An 18,289-nucleotide genomic window follows, 5' to 3' on the forward strand; every position below is an offset into this window, starting at 1 on the left:
TTTTTTAAATTTTTTAAGCTGTTACAAATTTTAATCGTTCAACCAGCATATTGCGCATTTCTAAAGGATTTTTTTGCAAAATATCTTCGCCAACACGCCCCATTTCTTTGTTCTTTTGAGCCACTAGCAAACGCATCATCCAGAAACGCCCAGCTGCCATCGCTAAATAGAGTTCTAGACATGATTTTTCATCACTGGTCATTTCACGTACACTTTGATAAGCCTCCAAGAATGCTAAGGCCTTTTCCTCATTCAAATGAACACTTGGATATTCCGTACAGAAATCATTCATCGTAATGGCGATATCAAACAAAAGTTCATCTTTATTCAACTCATAAAAATCGAGTATCCCTTTTAAAGTAGCCCCTTCAAATAAAGTGTTATCTCTAAATAGGTCAGAATGGATAAAACCTCGTGGACGATCAGGGTACATTGCGGTAAGAGCGTCATATAAACCTAACAAACTATTTAATAATACTTGATCGGCTGGATTTAACGTAGGTCGAAGCTGCTGAGCCACACTTAACCAATAATCATGATTACGATACTCTGCGCGCTCTAAGGGAAAGTTATCGAGAGCCACATGTATTTGAGCCTGTGCAATAGCAATGGACTGAACCTGTTCAAGTGATGAAGGCATAGGATGCTTGCCACGCATTCTAGGCGCAATTTGTGCAGGTTTATTTTTTAAGATCTGAATCGAACGTCCTGAATGTTTCAAAGGTACAGGCACAGGCAGACCTGCATGACCCAGATGCTCAAGTACAGGGACGAGTTCACCTGCGCCTTGTTCATCCATATCTTCAAAAATTGTTAAAACATATTCGGTTTGATCTGCACAAACTAGAAAATAGTTCGTATTTTGAATACCTCCTTGAATCGGAATCAGGTCAATCACCTCTAATCCATAAGGCGTAGCAAAATCCTGAACTTCCTTTAAAGTCAAAGTGGTATAAACCGACATAAAAAAACCTGCGAAAAAACTTACATTATTTTGATAGAATACCTGCTCCGACTACCAAGGTGTAGCACCAAAGTCTGTAAGTTTCATAATCGGCTGTTATTTTTGGAAAAAATTATGCTTGCTAAACGTATTATTCCTTGCCTCGACGTAGATAACGGTCGAGTTGTAAAAGGTGTTCAATTCCTTGATATTCGTGATGCAGGCGACCCAGTTGAAGTAGCACGTCGTTATAACGAACAAGGTGCAGATGAGATTACTTTTCTCGATATCACTGCAACATCTAATGGGCGTGACACCACTTACCGTACGGTTGAGCGTATGGCTGAAACTGTATTTGTACCACTGACCGTAGGTGGCGGTGTTCGTAAAGTTGAAGATATTCGTTTATTGCTTAACGCTGGTGCAGACAAAGTCAGTATTAACTCAGCTGCTGTCTTTAATCCTGAATTCGTTCAAGAAGCCTCTCAACGTTTTGGTGCACAATGTATTGTAGTTGCGATTGATGCAAAAAAAACGGGTGAAAATAAGTGGGAAATTTTCACACATGGTGGTCGCAAACCAACGGGTATCGATGCGATTGAATGGTCTGTGAAAATGGCAGAATACGGCGCAGGAGAATTGCTCATTACGTCAATGGATGCAGATGGTACAAAAGCTGGTTATGACTTAGCATTGATGCGTCAGATTAATGATCGTGTAACGATTCCAACGATTGCTTCAGGTGGTGTGGGTAATCTTCAACATCTAGCAGACGGAATTTTACAAGGGGGTGCTGATGCGGTGCTGGCAGCCTCTATCTTCCACTTTGGTCAACACACCATCCCGGAAGCAAAACAATATTTAGCTGAACAAGGCATTGAAATGCGTCTTTAATCAGGCCCATAAAAAAGAGGCAAATGCCTCTTTTTTTTGCAAAAAAAAAGAGCCCGAAGGCTCTAAAAACCAAGAAAAAACAGCGCTTGGTTCGTTATGCAAAGCGATAAACTGGAGAGTTCTACCATCAGATTTTCATTCTCCGATTTATTCATCTCATATCATAAATGACAGATCTGCACGAAATCTTGACAAAAGCTACATATTTTATTGACCAATCATGACAAACCAGATGTCAATTCAGCCAATTCCATATCTAATCTGACTTACTCCACTATAGCCAAAGCTTTTTTTGAAATATCGGAGCGCGCTGCTATCTGCTCAACCCACTTTGCGGGGAAATATTGTTCAACAATATGATTGACTCGTTTTGAAATAAAAGACGGTAACTGCACCCCTAAAGGGTTATCTTCCTTCAAATCTGGCGTTGAAATGACACGTGTCCCTAAAATGTAATCAAACCAAGGCTTAGTGACACACCAATTTGCATCTTGATTGGCGTTCATATGGTGGTCATAGTGCCAAGGAATTTTCTTTTTTGCCCAATGAGGTTCGAGGTGAGCTCTGCGATGCGTGTAGTAGTAGTTACAAGCACTATAAAGCACGGATAAACTCATGCCTTTCGAGATTGGATAAAATGCTGTTCCAAATACAGCAGCAACAATCCCCAATGATACGATTTCATTTTTTGTTCGCCAATTTGAGATTCCCTCTACATAACCCTCATCATGGAAATCTTGTGTTCTAACTTCACGGTGATGTGCCCAATGAGATTCCATATTTTTAGGCACAGGACTAAACCTCGCTTTACCCGGACGGTGTACACCATGTAGAACATATTTATGCGCGACCCATTCAAATCCATTGGCAATGATTAAGCCTGCAACAAAACCTTTAATCATGTTCAAAATCCCTGTTTCTTTTCTTTCAATATATCTAACTCAAGCTCTCAACCATTGACGCAAGATAAAATTTTCATTGACAAATCACGACATATTTTTCAATGTCGTATGGTAGAAAAAGCGCTTGTATGGCACTGTAAAAACAGGCTTAATAACTCATCGTGATTTCAATTGATAAAACAAGAAAAGTATTAATCACATGCAGCAGATAAAGGATTATTCAGGCTCGGTTCATGGTGGACTTGGACATCTCTTACATAATTATTGTGAAGAGAGCGGTCTCCCTATTTCTGCAAAATTGGCAAGTATTCAGCAAGCCGAACGCTTTGACTTTAGCATTTGGCGTGAAATATTAAATGAAATTTATGAAGTACACCCACAACCTGCGTTAGGGTTAGAAATTGCTCAATGGGTCAAACCGCAACATTTAGGCATTATCGCGTATATCGCTTTATCATGCGATAACCTAGCAGAAGCACTCACCCGTTATCATGAATATCATCGTTTAATTTATGATGGTACACCTCTCGCCGTTGATCTGGAGCAAGGCGTATTTAGCGTACGTTGGGAAGATTTGCCAATGCATTTGTCGACACAAATCACGGATGAAATTGCGATGGCATTATTGGTTGAATTTCTAAAACGTTATGCGGGTATTGAGCATTTACATATTCAAGAAATTCACTTTCGCTTTCCAGCACCAAAAAATATTGCGATTTATGAGCGTTTTTTTCAGAGCAAAGTAAAATTCTCTCAGCCTCATGTCAAGCTTACTTTTCCAAGCCAGCTCCTACAAGCACCGATTAAACAAGCTGATCAAACTTTACAAAAACTCCTGATGCAACAAGCTCAAGATTTGTTAAGTCGACTCCCCAACAACACACAAATCGATGAACGGTTACAGCAAGCCATTCTGATTGGAATCCAAAGACACAATTATCAAATTCAAACTGTCGCAGAACAAGTGGGAATGTCAGTCAGACAACTTCAGCGCCATTTACAAAATCAAGGTGATACCTATCAGCAGCGCGTTCAAGAAGTTCGCAAACTTCTAGCGATTCAATATTTACAAGATCCTTATCTCAGCTTACACGAGATTTCGTTATTGCTCAGTTATTCCGAACAAAGTGCATTCCAACGCGCATTTCGTCAGTGGATGAAGATGACGCCCCAACAGTGGCGTATTCAACATCATATTCGCACTTGATGATTGTGAATTTAAGTCTTCAGTCTAAAGATGATTGATGAATCACAAGAAAGGATTTTCTATTTCATTCTCAGCCGTCGTTTCTATTTTTTCTACTAAATTTTTTTGATCTTCTAAGTAGATGACCATTGCATCTAAATATTGTTTTAACGCTTTCGCAGCGGCTAAACCGGCTTGATCTTTGGTGATTTGCAAGTTGCCATAAATACTCACACGATCAAGATCGTTTTCAAGCGTCAAGTCATGAATGGAATGTGACTCAGTCCCATTTTTAAAAGGCTTAAACATGGCAAATCTCTTTAAGTTTATAAATATCAATCCCTGAAGATAAATGAATCTTCAGGGCGAATTCGAGCTTTTTTATTTAAGGATTTGTAATAAATATTGCAACAACGCTTGAACCAACTCTTTCACGATTGCATCTTGTGCTTGTTCATCGATCTTAGCCTCTTGATTCGTTGCGGTTGTATTGACAGGTACGCTTTGACTACTAAACTCTTTTTGCAGCGCTTTGATTTGATCTGTTGAGATATCAACTGCACATTGGCTTTCGGCATCCCAGTGCGAATACTCTATGGCTTGTTGGGCTTTGACCTGATTGGCTTTTAATGGCAATTTATAAGTATTACGCTTTTGCTCAGATGTAAGTTGAGGAAACAGATTCATGCCAAGCACTTCTTCTAACTGGCATACACTGACCACTTGCATCTGTAGTGAATTATTATTTGGAGCGTAATATGCGCCAATAGCACCTGTTTTAGGTATATATACGGCTTTAAACACCGCTGTTGGAACAATAACACCGCGTCCAATGGTTTTCAGTTTTTTGCCACTATATACAGGCCCGGTAATCACATACACATCATGTTTCTGCTTCGTAACGATTGCACGTGTCGCTTCCTCAATTTCTCGCCAGATTTGTTGGTTATTCTGCGGAGCTTGAGGAACCATATTGGCTAAAGAAAAACTGTCGTACTGTGCAGCTTTATTTGGCATATCAGCATTTGGAGCCATATGACCACGGTCATATCCCGACCCACGATAATCTGATAATAATGCTCGATGCTTTTCTGCTACACGAGTCTCCTCATGGAAACTGTCTTCTCTTTTTATTTTTTGGCTCAGCCGATCTGGATTCAGATATTCAGCTACCCATAATGGTGTTTTTGAGACACCAGAATACATAGTGGTGAATCCATTAAAGCATAATGGGTAGCGATCTTTACTTAAGCTCTCTTTGATTAAATAAGGTGGCTCTTGGCGATAAAATTGATTTAGACAAGCTGAATTATTAACCGAACCTGAAAATGGCAGATATGAAGACAACTTTTCTTGACCGAAAGCAATTGCAAAGCTTCCTGCTGCAACAATACCTAATACAGCTTTTACCACAATATTATTCAAACTCAGATTACCTATTCATTCCGTGTTCAACTTCTGGCCCAATGCGTGGGCTTTATTCAAAACCGGCCACAGCTTAACAAGCTATGAATTTGAAGTACATCAAGTGAATTTTCAAGTGAATAAAGGATCTTCACATTCCGTTCAAATATCACTCAAAATAAGTAACAAATTGTTGTTTTTATAGAATAGTTTTTTAATACTCTTTAAGGTTTTACGTGTATTTGATTGAATTACATCAATTACTTGTGAGATGGTATAAAAGTTATTTAGTAAATTAAAAGAATTGAAAGTGAGGACACTATGAAATTAGCACATACTTCTTTGACAGCATTAGTAATGGGTTTATCTTTGGCAAGTGCAAGTGCATTTGCTGAGCCACCAGTTCAAGCTGGCGAAACTTTGGAAAGCCTTTCTAAAGCTAAAGTCGTAACAACAGTGAATGGTCAGCCTGGTACTTTACAAGAAGTATTAGCTAATGGTCAGATGAAAGTTATTTCTGAAGGTGCTACAACACAAGCGCCTGCTGATGCGAAAGCGCCTATTGGAAACTTACCACCTGCTGAAGCAGAAGAAACTGCTCCTCAAGCACAAACTGCAGTTCCAGCTCAACCTGAAGTAAATGCAACTGAAGAAGCGCCTGTAGAAGCACCAGCGGCTGAGTAAGGTATTAGGCTTAATAAAAAACCGCCTTTGAGGCGGTTTTTTATATCCAAAATTTTAGCAAACGCTTACTCAGATTTCGATCTGGCTTCCCATTTCGACCACGCGATTTGGTGGAATTAAATAGAAATCACTCACAGGACTGGTATTCCGCTGCATTGATATAAATAATTTTTCACGCCATGGCGCCATTCCTTCTCCCACGGTATGAATCAGACGATCACGTGAAATAAAGAAACTAATTTGCATCATATCAAATTCAAAATTTAACTGCTCATATGCCGCTTTCAGCGCGACTGGAATGTTGGGTTGGTCTTTAAACCCATAATATACAAAAATCCTAAAGAATCGATTATCCATCTTTTCTACACGAATTCTCTCAATATCAGGTACATAAGGTACATCTTTAGTAATGACCGTAATCATCATATTACGTTCGTGTAGAACCTTATTATGCTTAATATTGTGCAACATCGCATGTGGAACGATATTAGGTGTTCCTGTGAGGAAAATTGCATCCCCAGGAACGATCAGCGTTTCATCACTCATCTTGACACTTTGAATAAAGAGATCAATAGGTAACGCATCAGACTCAAGCTTATTAAGTACGATTTGACGGCCATCTTTCCACGTCATTAAAACGGTAAATACAATTGCACCAATCAAGATTGGCACCCATCCACCACCAACAATTTTTAAAGAAGTCGAAGCAACAAAAATGAGGTCGATGATCAATAAAGGCACAGCAAAAAGGGCTACTTTCCAAACAGGCCAGCGCCAAACGCCATAAGCTAAAATCGAAATTAAAATCGTACCGCACAGCATCGTCATGGTCACTGCTACACCGTAGGCACTGGCAAGATTCGCGCTATTTTCAAATAATAAAATGAGAATAATGACTGAAATAAATAATACCCAGTTGATGAACGGGACATAGATTTGTCCTTGTTCAACATCAGATGTATGTTGCACGGTTAAACGCGGTAAATAGCGCAATTGAATCGCTTGATTGACCATTGAGAATACGCCCGTAATCACCGCTTGAGACGCAATCACGGCAGCAGCGGTTGCAAGACCAATCATTGGAAATAAAGCCCAATCAGGGACTAACAGATAAAATGGGTTCTCAATTGCATTTGGATCTCGTAAAAGTAAAGCACCTTGACCCGCATAGTTAAAAACTAGACTTGGCAATACAATCACAAACCAAGCAAGCTTAATAGGCATACGACCAAAATGCCCCATATCTGCATATAGTGCTTCACCCCCCGTCATCGTTAAAATGACGGCACCCATCGTGAGGAATGCAACAAAAGGTTGGTTGATGATAAAGCCAAACGCCCAATGCGGACTGATCATTGCCAACACGAACGGTGTTTGCATAACACTCCATAAGCCTAATAGTCCAATTGATGCAAACCACAATAATGTGATTGGTCCAAAGAACTTACCCATGGTCGCCGTGCCGTGGCGCTGAATTAAAAACAGTGCTGTTAAAATACCGATGGCCAATGGTAATAACCATTGATTAAACATCGGAGTCGCAATACTTAAACCTTCAATCGCGGATAAAATAGAAATTGCTGGGGTAATAATGCCATCACCAAAAAACAGTGATGCACCGATAAAGCCCAAGGCAATGAGATAAATTTTGCGCTGATCTGCAATACGAGTTGAACGTAGATTTAAGGCAAGAAGCGACATAATACCGCCTTCACCATTGTTATCTGCCTTCATAATGACTGAGACATATTTAAAGCTGATGGTGAGCATCATGCACCAGAAAATGAGCGACAAAATACCCAGAACGGTTGCCTCAGTAATTGCAATATGAGCCGTAAGGAAGCATTGACGCAATGCATACAGAGGACTGGTTCCAATGTCACCAAACACCACCCCTAATGCTGCCAATGTTACCGCAGGAAGTGCGGCTTTTTTTGCAGTGCTTTGCATATTTTAGTCTTCATGCATTCGACAGAATTTTTCGGCAATCATATCACTGGCTAAAAACTTTTTCTTTAAATCAATTGTTTCAACTTGGCATCTTCTTTTTTTTTAGTTATCATCGCACGCCTTGGTGAAGTGTCCGAGTGGCTGAAGGAGCACGCCTGGAAAGTGTGTATACGTTAATAGCGTATCGAGGGTTCGAATCCCTCTTTCACCGCCAGAATTTAAAAAACCGAATCATGAGATTCGGTTTTTTTTCGCCTAAAACTTCGCTTTTGGCACGTATCTCGCTTCATTTTACTGTCATCAACATCATGTTAAGTTAATAAAAACAATACTTAAGGAGCTGAACAACCTAACAACGTTATTCAAATAGATGATTTTTGCACACCTATTTAAATATAGAACCTGCTATTCCGGAGATAATATGAATAACAGCGCCAACTATGTAAAACAAATTAAAAATGCAAAACGTGGTGGCTACACACCCACTATCGCTAAAGATGTGAATAAACACAAAATTCAAAAAGCGCTAAGATTAATTGAGCAATGGAGAAAATTAGCACAAGAGTTAAAACCTCAAATGCAATTTGATATGGCTTATACTCTTGAAGAGTGTGCACAAGACCTTGATCGTATTCTAAAAAACAAATAGCTGATCCTATAAAATTTTCTCAAGATGCCTGTACACGCTATGACGGGCATCACTATAAAATGAGGAGAAAAGACGATCAAAAATAAAGCAAAAACAATTCATCCTGCTCAATTTTAATTAATCGATTAATTTTTGACTTGCGTTTTAGTGAAAAAACGCTATTATTCTCTCCACGTTGCCGGCATAGCTCAGTTGGTAGAGCAACTGACTTGTAATCAGTAGGTCCACAGTTCGAATCCGTGTGCCGGCACCATTTTATACTTAGCCTCGCTTTTTAGTGAGGCTTTGTTGTTTTTGATGATTTATTTTTTACTTGCTCTCACTTGTACATATCGTACGATTCCCTCTTGATAAAGTTTCGCACACAACTTTGCTGTCATCTTAATTTTTGCCAAATCTAAAACGTGATACGAATAAGCTTGGATGTTATTTTTAAAAATATCACTCTGAATATACGTTGCAAATCCTGCAAATACCTCGTGACTCAAATCTTGAATATGTATATCTCTAAAACCCGTTTGCACTAAGATTGATTTCGTTTCATCGAATGAGTGCAAATGGTTCAGTTGAACGTCAGCTGCTTTTAATAATAATTTAACTTTCAATTGCGCTAGAGGACTCAAAGTATAGAACTTTGAATTCAAAGCAAGATAATGAAATGCTAAGCGTCCTTTTGAATTCAAAATACCATCTACAGAACGAAGAAATAAATTCAAATTACTGTGATAAGCAGCATCGATGCAAATTGCCGCATCAAATTTAAATTCAAATGATCTAGATTCTAAATTTAAAAATGTTCCCTGCGAGATCCGATTGACATGAGGTAAAAACTTACGCGTATGATTTACATAATATTCTTGTAATTCAATTCCTTCCAAGTATTCGATTTGAAATTTTTCTTTCCATAAAATTAGGCTAGCACCTTGCCCACAACCTAAATCAATTAATTTATCTTTTGAATTTAAATCGATAGATTGAGCAAGGGTTATTGCGAGTAACTCGCAGGCTTGTGGATAATTCAGCTGGTCAGTTTGCCATAGACCTAAATTACTCCAAGCACAATTACGGTGATCCCCCAATAAAACTGCATTGATCGCGTATTTATGTTGAGGTGCTTTCATCCATGCTTGGAGCTTCTTCATTCAATCCCTTAATATCCTAACTCAGGTGCAACCTGTACCTTAGGCTTTAAACCTAAAAATGGTAACGGCGCATCAAGTAATTTTGCTATATCCATTGCTGAAGTCACCGCTGACTCCAAAATTGGTAATCCATCACATGACCAAGAGCCACAATAAAATACTTTACGACCTTGTTGTTGGTGACGAGCACTCAACTCATGCGTTAGTGGTAGAGTATGACGGTCTACAACAGCTCTAGTGAGTTTCACTTTATGTATTACTTTTTTAGGATCAATCTCAATTACTGGATTCCAAGTTTGAAAAACAGGAGATTTACCCACTAATGTTGGCTCAATCGAATTCAGCCAAACAGTGAAATGCTGTTTAGTAAATTTACGATCCATCATATAACTCAATACGCACCAATCTTTACGCTTCACAGGCATTACCACTGAATCAGTATGAATGACCAGCTCACCATCAACAAACTTAAATTGTTTGAGAAGTGCAATATCATCCGCAAACTGTTCAGCATCTAAAAACTCATGAACTTTTGTTGTTGGTGTCGCGACAATCACGCGATCAAATAAGTCAGATTCACCTGCTTCATTTTCCACATAGACTAAATCACCCTGCTCTTGTACACGAGTAATGGGCTGCCCACTTCTTAAATCGATATCTTCCAGCAATTTATCTACGAAAGCTGGAGTCCCACCTTGAATTCGAAGAAGTGCATCTCCATCCGTCAGTTGGCGTAAGAAAATCAACAATGGTTTCGCTGGCCATTCACCAATGGTTTTTGCATCACATGTACAAATGGTAAATAGGACAGGCATGACTGCCCCATTCCAAAATACTTCTTCTATTTGGTTATATTTAACGAACTCATCTAAAGTGATATCTTGATTTTTAGATTTAAAAAACTGCTTCAATGCAGATCTAAGTTGTAACATCCCTTTCACTAAACGGATGCCATATTGCTTTAATCCTTTTCGATTGTTAATGATTGGAAAGTTGCCTATGCGTGAACGTGATGTTGTCAGCCAAGTATCGATTTTATCTTCAAATAACCAGCTACATGACATATAGGTACGTACTGGAAAAGTATTGAGACCCAAATGTGTGGCAAGACTCAATGTATTTTTCCAGAGCATTGGATTCATGACACGTAATGGCGAATCAATAATCCCACCTTCATACTCAAGACTATAACTATCCATACCACGCCCTGGAAGCGCCTCGAAAACTGTGATCTGGTGACCAGCATCCTTGAGAATTCTCGCAGTTGCCAACCCTGCCATACCACTTCCAATCACTGCAATTTTCAAAATTATGATCCAAGCATTAAAAATTTTTTTAATTATGCGATAGAACACTTTGAAACTTGCTATTAAAAACTTCCAGATTTTATTTGTTTTTGATTAATTTTTAATCAAATAAATTTGCGTAAAATTCTTGCTACACTATTCGTCATACGCTAAATATTTAATACACTTGTATTTTTTAAGAAATCAAAAAAAATGTTTAAAAACAAAATAGATATTTTCACCAATAATTTAATTTTTTAGTTTACAGCTTAAAAAAAATGCATTATCATTGTTTTGAAAATGAGAACTACATCACATTAATAAGAAGCACAAATAGAATGTGATCTAGAAAATAAATATAAATTACAGCGTATAAGGACCTCTGTTGTGTGGGATAGAGGTCCTTTATTTTTTTAAAATGATGATCACAAAAAAAGCGGAAATGATATTTCCGCTTTTCTCGTTCCAATTAACGTGCAATTTCACCAAATTTACCATTATTGAAATCATGAAAAGCTTGAATGATTTCTTCTTTGGTGTTCATGACGAATGGTCCATGCCCTTGAATTGGCTCATTTAGTGGCTCACCTGTAAGCACTAAAAATTGTGTATCTTTATATGCTTGCAATTGAATTGCTGCCTCACCATCACGAGCAAACATCACAATTGAACTGTCTAGAACTTTTTGAGTCCCATTAATTACGAGTTCACCATTCAACACTACAACCAATACGTTGTGATCTACAGGAACATGTATGAATGTTTCATACTCAGCTTTAAGCTGACCATCCCACACATTTATTGGAGTAAATGTTTCAGCAGGACCATAATGACCACCAAACTCACCCGCAATTACACGGATGTGACCAGCATCATCATCCATGGTAATTGTTGGAATATCATGAGATGTGATCGCTTGATAACGTGGTTGAGTCATTTTATCTTTGGCTGGTAGATTGACCCAAAGCTGTGCCATTTCAAGAATTCCACCTTTTTGAGCAAATTCAGGAGAATGAAACTCTTCGTGAACCAATCCAGCCCCAGCAGTCATCCATTGCACATCTCCTGCCTCGATAACACCACCACCACCACTGGAATCCTTATGTGCCAAACCACCTTGGTAGGCGATAGTCACTGTTTCAAATCCGCGATGAGGATGTGAACCAACACCTAACTGACGTGTCGTTGGCTCAAAGTGATGTGGTGCACCATAATCTAATAACAAAAAAGGACTAAGTGCTTGACCTAACCGATCATAAGAAAATAAGTTACGCACTGGCAGACCATCACCAACCCAATGTGTATGTTGGTTACGATAAACCCCAATTACTCTTTTCATCTTTTACTCCTATATTCGATAGGATGAACATGCGCTCATTTTAGACTTTGCACAGAAAATAAAAAGAGCTTTACTGCCACACAGATTCCTATTTTTATGATTATAATAATCTAAATTAATTCATATATGTGACTATTCACTGAAATTTGAAATTCATGATTACAATATTCCTATTAATAAGACTAATTGTCCTAAAAATGGTCACAAATTTATCTCATTTTCAGTCTAATATAACTGGTGACTGAATACGAGTTTATTGATACGTATTCACACTTACTAACATCATAGAGGCTAATAATAATGGGCAAACCTTACGTTCGTTTAGATAAAGATAATGCAGTAGTGCTTTTAGTCGATCACCAAACAGGTCTTCTTTCTCTTGTACGTGATATCGATCCTGATAAGTTTAAAAACAATGTTTTAGCACTAGCAGCAGCAGCAAAATACTTTAACTTGCCGACGATTTTAACAACAAGTTTTGAAGATGGTCCTAATGGTCCACTCGTTCCAGAATTAGTTGAAATGTTCCCTGATGCTCCATATATCGCGCGTCCAGGTCAAATCAATGCTTGGGATAACGAAGATTTTGTAAATGCTGTTAAAGCGACAGGTAAAAAACAACTGATCATCGCTGGTGTTGTGACTGAAGTATGTGTTGCATTCCCTACACTTTCAGCTCTTGCTGAAGACTTTGATGTATTCGTGATTACTGATGCATCTGGTACATTCAACCAAATTACGCGTGATGCTGCATGGAACCGCATGTCTCAAGCAGGTGCTCAACTTATGACATGGTTTGGTGCTGCAGGTGAGTTACATCGTGACTGGCGTAATGATATCGAAGGTTTAGGTGCTTTATTCGGTGAGCATATTCCTGACTATAAAAACTTAATGGTTAGCTATGTAAAGAATACCACTAAAAAATAATATTTAATAAAAGCGACCTTTTGGTCGCTTTTTTTTACCATATTCAAAACCCAAGATGATTTCTTGAACGGCTTAGTTTAACCTATGCTTAAACTTTATCAGATCAGGCGTCGAGGTGAAAATTGCATTCATTTGATGACTATTACTATTTTTATTTGGTCGTTAAATACGGCGGTTTCAGTGCTGCTAGTGACGCGTCAAATATAACTAAATCAAAGCTTAGTCGACGTATTTTAGAACTCGAAGCAAAATTTAATGTCACACTCATTCAACGTTCTACTCGCCATTTCAAAGTAACGCCTTTAGGTCAAGAATTTTTTCAAGAATGTGAAAAAGTAATCAACCAAGTTGATTGCGCTCATAATGTTTTACTTAAACAGAAAAGTGAACCTCAGGGTCTAGTTAAAATTAGTTGCCCACCCGTAATGATGCGTTATCAAATTCGCTCTTTACTCAATGATTTTTTGAAGCGCTATCCAAAAGTTCAAGTCGAGATGGAATTAACCAGCCGACGCGTAGATGTATTGCACGATGATATTGACTTGGCGATCAGAACTAATTTTTCTGCCAATGAAGACTCCACCATCGTGGTTCGTGATGTCATCAAAACCACTCATTGTTTAGTGGCAACCCCTGAGCTTTTACAGGGTCGCGTTTTAGAATATCCAACTGAAATCAATGATTTTCCAACAATTGTTTTAGGAACTCAAAAAACACACTATCAATGGAATTTGCACCGAATTGAAGGGCATGATCTCATTGAAATTCCATTACAACCACGTATTAAAAGTAATGATTTGGCTGGTGTGTATTATTCAGTGATGGATGGATTAGGTATTGCAGATCTACCTTATCTTACAGTGCAAAAGGATTTGGCAGCAGGACGGCTTATACACATCTTACCTGACTGGTGCTCAAATATAGGGACTGTGCAACTCGTTTATGCATCACGTAAAGGACAACGACTCGTGATGGAAAAACTCATCGACCACTTGGTTGAAGGTTTACGACAAGCAGCACAAAATCAAGAAGGTTATGCCTCTTAATAAAAAACCAGCACATCGTGCTGGTTCTTTACTTTTCAACTTAATTTAGATCTTACCTACAAGATCGATTGATGGTGCAAGTGTAGCATCACCTTCTTTCCATTTCGCAGGACATACTTCGCCTGGGTGGGCATGAACATATTGAGCCGCTTTCACTTTGCGAAGAAGTTCTTGAGCATCACGACCAATACCACCTGCATTAATCTCTACAATTTGAATTTTTCCTTCAGGATCAATTACAAATGTACCACGATCTGCCAAACCTTCAGATTCAATCAATACATCAAAGTTTTTAGACAATGTCCACGTTGGGTCACCAATAAGTGGATACTGAATTTTACCAATCACATCTGAAGTATCATGCCAAGCTTTATGTGTGAAATGAGTATCTGTAGATACACCATAAATTTCTACACCTAACTTTTGGAATTCAGCATAGTTATCAGCAAGATCGCCTAATTCTGTTGGACATACAAATGTAAAATCTGCAGGATAGAAAAAGACAACAGACCATTTACCTTTAAAATCTTGCTCAGAAACTTCAATGAACTCACCATTTTGATAAGCAGTTGCATTGAATGGTTTGACTTCAGTATTGATTAAACTCATGTGTTTTCCTCTATTTCTTTGTGAGAGTGTTGCTTCGTTGAAATAGAGAATACAAAAGATGATTGGATTGGTAAAACCGAAAGTATTTATAAAAACAATCGAATTTCCAGATTTAAAAGTTAATATATTTCTTTAAGAGAATAAATTAAATATAAAACACTGATTTTTTAAAACTTATTTAATTGGTTTCAAATTTTTGAAAATAATACTTTTCTTTTTTCATCCCAAAGAGAAAGATCATTCACTCTGTATGACCATAAACGATTCGAGTAATATCCATTGGGTTTAACCTCACACTATGAAAGCTCACTGTTCGAGGCTTACGATTCACCATCTTTCCCAAGATCATTAATCAAACGCTGATCTATTTCTATAATCATTATAAGAAACGATTGAAAATCTTGCTGCTCTAGCTTATTAAACTTCCTCTTCTGCACTCACCTGATGATAAGATCGATTAAAATAGACAAGACTTTCCTCTTGCGAGCTTTGTTGAATGGCTACAACTCGGCAAATAAAAATACTGTGTGTGCCCACTCGTTGAATTTGCTCAATCTCACAATCAAAACTGACTAAAGCGTCCTTTAAGACCGGGCAACCTGTTTTCAATTTACCCCATTGGGCTAATCCAAAACGTTGTTCTGCACTTAATTGACTCGATGCAAAAGCATTTGAAAGAGACTCATGTTGAGAACTGAGCACATTGACAGATAAAACTTTGTTCTCAATAAAATACTGATGAGATCGGGATGATTGATTCATACACACCAAAAGCGTAGCAGGTGAATCAGTAACGCTACATACAGCAGAAGCCGTGAAACCATGCTGTCCTGTTTCACCAGCTGTTGTAATAATATTGACTGCAGTGGTTAATAAAGACATTGCGTTTCTGTAGTCTGAAGCTTCAACCATTTTTCTCTTCTCAAATATAAATTGCTAAACTCGTGCGAACCTAGGATATAGGTGATTGCACAGATGATCCATCTTGAATGTAGAAAATAAACTCAGCTAAAGCACTAACTTCTTAGTTTAAGATCGCTGAACCCATACTTAAGGCTTCAAGTTTGTCACGTCCCACGTGACGAGACAGTGGTATCATTCCACAGTGGGTTGAAGGGTATAGCTTATCAGCATCGACAAATTGCAAAACTTTACGCAAAGTGTTCACCATTTCGTCAAGTGTTTCAATTTGATTGGTTGCCACATCGATTACACCGATCATGACTTTCTTCCACGAATCAGTTCAATAAGATCCATGGATATATGTGAGTTTTGCACTCTAGAGAAATGATGCCCCAACTTAGATTTTTGTAGTATCGGGAGTGACATTTCAAAAGGACACCGTTCATTACTCAAAGTTTGTTTCCCATTTTTATTATCTTTCATAGAATTACTTTTACAAATATGTATGGCGGTTTCACATTTCAAATTTTCAAGCGCTAGCTCAAGAATAGCAATTCTCTAGACAAATCAAAATTAACTTTGTATCAAATTACTCAAGGTCATCAATAGAAATAAATCAAGTAGCGATCTAACGTCGCTCGAATTACGAGTCTAAAAGCTCTATGATGAACTGTGCTCAGATTATTCACGGTATATTTACTTAAGACCAATCAAAATAATTCGATCAATAAACCTATCATGACTACCTAAAAAAAGAGCCTAGATAGTGAATCTAGGCTTCTCTTATTTTTATGCTGGGATACTTGCTACTATATCCTCTCGAGACCAGAGTCTGTGATTTTGTATCGCTTTCTTAAATTTATCTTGATGATCTTTAAAGGTTTTACTACTAAAAATAGCATCATTTATGAAAAATATTTTTAAATCATAATCTTATATAGATTATTAAATCCCAAGAAAAAAGATCGGCCATCTAAGTTTATTTCAAATACTTCACCTGATTCGACTTCAACTTGTTTAGAAACTTCTACAAGAATTTGCCCTCTCATCGTATTTTGAACTTTATGAAATGGGATAATGTTAATTCGAATGGTTTCACCATTCACTGCTTTTGCTGTAGTCCAGCCATTAGAGATATTCATTTTCACTTACTCATTAATGAGCTCATGTAAAATTAAAAATAATATTAAATATTTAAATCGAGAGTATGGATTCTGATATCGAAGAGGCTCAAGCCTATAATTCAAATTACAATTTTACATTAGCATGTATTTAATTATAAAAAGCCCACAATGAGATTGTGGACTTCTAAGATCGGCATGGTGCGAGTTCATGCTCTGCGTTAACTGTTTAGACATCATAGATATTAAAATCTATAAATTGAGAATACGCAATTCTAAGTTCTATCTAAACACTTCCGTTTCGCTTACGGATTCGATCAACAACGATTATACCATAAAAAATACTTTATGGTTTAATTTTAATATTTAAATGAGCTGATAAATTTTACCAGTATTTAAACTATGAAAATTTAAATCAAAACTAGGTCTTATATTTTCATTATTAACAGTGATAAATTTAATATTTATTTGAGATAAGTTCGAAGCATGCTGCGAAGTATTAAATGTACCTATCACTGCATATTTAACTTCAAACTGATCTTTCACCTCAATTAATGAGGTATTCATGAAATAGCTACAATATCACTTGCTTGTAAGCCACGCTGACCTTGTTGCACAACAAATTGAACTCGCTGTCCTTCGACTAGATTCTTGAAACCATTTGCTCGAATTTCACTAAAATGAGCAAATACATCTTGACCATTATCTACAGCGATAAATCCGAAACCCTTAGTTTCGTTGAACCACTTAACAGTACCAGTTGTTAAATTAGACATCATTTATTTCCTATATTATGTAATGAATAATTAGAAAATAATTTTGAAGATAGACTTTTAATAGAATGAAAGATGTAATTAATATCAGATCAAAATAAAATTAGTAAACAATAAAATTATAATTCTAGAAAACCAATATAACACATATTTAATTGATTTAATTTTCTTTAATAAAAAAACCTAACTACAGATCGACCGCAATTAGGTTGTAAACTTTTAAATTAGTTTTTAATTGGTAGCGGGAGCTGGATTTGAACCAACGACCTTCGGGTTATGAGCCCGACGAGCTACCAGACTGCTCCATCCCGCATCAACAAGTGCATTTGTACGCTAATTTGAGATATATAGCAATCTAAATAATTTATTTTTATCAAAAACTATAAAATCATTATCGTTACTAGATAAATTATTCAGATAATTCTGTTTTAAATTTTTGATGTAAAGACCTATACAAATTGAGTTTAAATTTTTCATTATTTAGTAATAATGTCGACTCTTCAGCCCAAGTAGCCTTTCCCACATCTAAAC

The 18,289-nt window shown here is 37.3% G+C and carries 19 protein-coding genes, 3 tRNA genes and 1 pseudogene; 8 read left to right on the plus strand and 15 right to left on the minus strand.

Annotated features, from left to right (window positions below; all coding sequences use genetic code 11):
- Window positions 1–13: 13 nt before the first annotated feature.
- The gene (locus CL42_RS09490; RefSeq protein WP_035267571.1) at window positions 14–964 is read right to left on the minus strand and encodes a homoserine kinase; all 951 of its coding nucleotides are present in this window, start codon (window positions 962–964) and stop codon (window positions 14–16) included.
- Between the two features lie 111 nt (window positions 965–1,075).
- Between CL42_RS09490 and hisF the strand changes: the two genes are divergently transcribed.
- Window positions 1,076–1,837 carry an imidazole glycerol phosphate synthase subunit HisF gene (gene hisF, locus CL42_RS09495; protein WP_322840173.1) on the plus strand — a complete coding sequence of 254 codons (762 nt, stop codon included), beginning with the start codon at window positions 1,076–1,078 and terminating at the stop codon, window positions 1,835–1,837.
- A gap of 266 nt (window positions 1,838–2,103) precedes the next feature.
- Here the strand turns inward: hisF and CL42_RS09500 are convergent, their stop codons facing one another.
- Window positions 2,104–2,739, minus strand: a complete 636-nt coding sequence (locus tag CL42_RS09500; RefSeq protein WP_035267575.1) for a hypothetical protein — start codon at window positions 2,737–2,739, stop codon at window positions 2,104–2,106.
- A 199-nt stretch (window positions 2,740–2,938) separates the two neighbouring features.
- On the opposite strand from CL42_RS09500, the gene CL42_RS09505 reads away from it, so the two are divergent.
- Window positions 2,939–3,946 (plus strand): AraC family transcriptional regulator, encoded by a 1,008-nt coding sequence (locus CL42_RS09505; RefSeq protein WP_035267577.1) that lies wholly within the window; start codon window positions 2,939–2,941, stop codon window positions 3,944–3,946.
- 42 nt (window positions 3,947–3,988) lie between these two features.
- Here CL42_RS09505 and CL42_RS09510 read toward each other — a convergent pair whose 3' ends face one another.
- A complete protein-coding gene (locus CL42_RS09510; RefSeq protein WP_035267579.1) occupies window positions 3,989–4,234 on the minus strand; it encodes a hypothetical protein in 246 nt (81 codons plus the stop codon).
- A gap of 72 nt (window positions 4,235–4,306) precedes the next feature.
- Complete coding sequence (locus CL42_RS09515; RefSeq protein WP_081403268.1) at window positions 4,307–5,350, minus strand: DNA/RNA non-specific endonuclease; 1,044 nt, start codon at window positions 5,348–5,350, stop codon at window positions 4,307–4,309.
- Between the two features lie 300 nt (window positions 5,351–5,650).
- On the opposite strand from CL42_RS09515, the gene CL42_RS09520 reads away from it, so the two are divergent.
- Window positions 5,651–6,013: a hypothetical protein gene (locus CL42_RS09520; protein ID WP_228133254.1), complete on the plus strand. Its 363-nt coding sequence runs from the start codon at window positions 5,651–5,653 to the stop codon at window positions 6,011–6,013.
- A gap of 69 nt (window positions 6,014–6,082) precedes the next feature.
- Here CL42_RS09520 and CL42_RS09525 read toward each other — a convergent pair whose 3' ends face one another.
- The gene (locus tag CL42_RS09525; protein WP_035267583.1) at window positions 6,083–7,963 is read right to left on the minus strand and encodes a potassium transporter Kup; all 1,881 of its coding nucleotides are present in this window, start codon (window positions 7,961–7,963) and stop codon (window positions 6,083–6,085) included.
- A 123-nt stretch (window positions 7,964–8,086) separates the two neighbouring features.
- On the opposite strand from CL42_RS09525, the gene CL42_RS09530 reads away from it, so the two are divergent.
- The 3 genes from CL42_RS09530 (at window position 8,087) to CL42_RS09540 (ending at window position 8,865) form a co-directional block, all read left to right on the plus strand.
- A tRNA-Ser gene (locus CL42_RS09530) sits at window positions 8,087–8,177 on the plus strand.
- Between the two features lie 207 nt (window positions 8,178–8,384).
- Window positions 8,385–8,612, plus strand: coding sequence for a hypothetical protein (locus CL42_RS09535; protein WP_035267585.1), 228 nt, complete (start codon window positions 8,385–8,387; stop codon window positions 8,610–8,612).
- 177 nt (window positions 8,613–8,789) lie between these two features.
- Window positions 8,790–8,865 (plus strand) — tRNA-Thr (locus CL42_RS09540).
- A gap of 49 nt (window positions 8,866–8,914) precedes the next feature.
- Here the strand turns inward: CL42_RS09540 and CL42_RS09545 are convergent.
- From CL42_RS09545 to CL42_RS09555, 3 genes are all read right to left on the minus strand, one after another.
- Complete coding sequence (locus tag CL42_RS09545) at window positions 8,915–9,754, minus strand: class I SAM-dependent methyltransferase (RefSeq protein WP_035267587.1); 840 nt, start codon at window positions 9,752–9,754, stop codon at window positions 8,915–8,917.
- A gap of 8 nt (window positions 9,755–9,762) precedes the next feature.
- Entirely contained in the window at window positions 9,763–11,061 is a 1,299-nt protein-coding gene (locus CL42_RS09550) for an FAD-dependent oxidoreductase (RefSeq protein ID WP_035267588.1), read from the minus strand.
- 448 nt (window positions 11,062–11,509) lie between these two features.
- On the minus strand, window positions 11,510–12,379 hold the full coding sequence (locus CL42_RS09555) for a pirin family protein (protein WP_035267590.1): 870 nt from the start codon (window positions 12,377–12,379) through the stop codon (window positions 11,510–11,512).
- 300 nt (window positions 12,380–12,679) lie between these two features.
- Between CL42_RS09555 and ycaC the strand changes: the two genes are divergently transcribed.
- Both ycaC and CL42_RS09565 read left to right on the plus strand, forming a co-directional pair.
- Complete coding sequence (gene ycaC, locus CL42_RS09560) at window positions 12,680–13,306, plus strand: isochorismate family cysteine hydrolase YcaC (protein ID WP_035267592.1); 627 nt, start codon at window positions 12,680–12,682, stop codon at window positions 13,304–13,306.
- 122 nt (window positions 13,307–13,428) lie between these two features.
- Window positions 13,429–14,352 carry a LysR substrate-binding domain-containing protein gene (locus tag CL42_RS09565; protein WP_035267593.1) on the plus strand — a complete coding sequence of 308 codons (924 nt, stop codon included), beginning with the start codon at window positions 13,429–13,431 and terminating at the stop codon, window positions 14,350–14,352.
- Between the two features lie 45 nt (window positions 14,353–14,397).
- Here CL42_RS09565 and ahpC read toward each other — a convergent pair whose 3' ends face one another.
- From ahpC to CL42_RS09600, 7 genes and pseudogenes are all read right to left on the minus strand, one after another.
- A complete protein-coding gene (gene ahpC, locus CL42_RS09570) occupies window positions 14,398–14,961 on the minus strand; it encodes an alkyl hydroperoxide reductase subunit C (RefSeq protein WP_035267594.1) in 564 nt (187 codons plus the stop codon).
- Between the two features lie 417 nt (window positions 14,962–15,378).
- Window positions 15,379–15,873: a flavin reductase family protein gene (locus CL42_RS09575; protein ID WP_035267597.1), complete on the minus strand. Its 495-nt coding sequence runs from the start codon at window positions 15,871–15,873 to the stop codon at window positions 15,379–15,381.
- 112 nt (window positions 15,874–15,985) lie between these two features.
- Window positions 15,986–16,419: pseudogene (locus CL42_RS17025) on the minus strand (methionine synthase); the annotation flags it as partial.
- A 365-nt stretch (window positions 16,420–16,784) separates the two neighbouring features.
- Window positions 16,785–17,006 (minus strand): hypothetical protein, encoded by a 222-nt coding sequence (locus CL42_RS09585; protein ID WP_035267598.1) that lies wholly within the window; start codon window positions 17,004–17,006, stop codon window positions 16,785–16,787.
- Window positions 17,007–17,351: 345 nt separating this feature from the next.
- A complete protein-coding gene (locus tag CL42_RS17265; protein ID WP_035267600.1) occupies window positions 17,352–17,552 on the minus strand; it encodes a hypothetical protein in 201 nt (66 codons plus the stop codon).
- The gene (locus tag CL42_RS09595) at window positions 17,549–17,761 is read right to left on the minus strand and encodes a cold-shock protein (RefSeq protein WP_035267602.1); all 213 of its coding nucleotides are present in this window, start codon (window positions 17,759–17,761) and stop codon (window positions 17,549–17,551) included. Before CL42_RS09595 ends, CL42_RS17265 begins: the two co-directional genes overlap by 4 nt.
- A gap of 233 nt (window positions 17,762–17,994) precedes the next feature.
- Window positions 17,995–18,071, minus strand: a tRNA-Met gene (locus CL42_RS09600).
- Window positions 18,072–18,289: the final 218 nt, after the last annotated feature.

It is taken from the genome of Acinetobacter sp. Ver3 (assembly GCF_000632455.1).
Lineage (GTDB): Bacteria > Pseudomonadota > Gammaproteobacteria > Pseudomonadales > Moraxellaceae > Acinetobacter.